This is a genomic window from Mesorhizobium sp. P2_E6, assembly GCF_056403835.1.
Window position 1 is genome coordinate 1 of the sequence record NZ_JBFUEQ010000047.1, and the last position, 528, is coordinate 528.

Below are 528 nucleotides of genomic sequence, written 5' to 3' on the forward strand. Positions count from 1 at the left end.
AAACCGTCACCATCACCATCACCGGCACCAACGACAGCCCGGTGATCACGACGGCGGTCGGCCAGGATGCCGGCACGGTTGTCGAGGCCGGCAATCTGGACAACGGCACGGTTGTCGCCGGGACGCCGTCGGCGTCCGGCACGCTGACCTCCTCGGATGTCGACCACGGCGCGACGGCGACCTGGAGCGGCGACGCGACGGGCACCTATGGCGCGTTTGCGATCAACCCGACGACGGGCGCCTGGAGCTTTGCGCTCGATCAGGGCGCGGCCGATCATCTGGCCGAGGGCGAGAGCGACACGCAGACATTCACCGCCACGGTCACCGACGACAAGGGCGCGACGGCAACGCAAACCGTCACCATCACCATCACCGGCACCAACGACAGCCCGGTGATCACGACGGCGGTCGGCCAGGATGCCGGCACGGTTGTCGAGGCCGGCAACCTGGACAACGGCACGGTTGTCGCCGGGACGCCGTCGGCGTCCGGCACGCTGACCTCCTCGGATGTCGACCACGGCGCGACGG

1 protein-coding gene is annotated in these 528 nt (G+C 69.3%); it reads left to right on the forward strand.

Annotated features, from left to right (window positions below; all coding sequences use genetic code 11):
• Window positions 1–528 (forward strand): VCBS domain-containing protein (locus AC1D08_RS33695; RefSeq protein ID WP_477425362.1); only part of this gene is annotated, 528 nt, incomplete at both ends.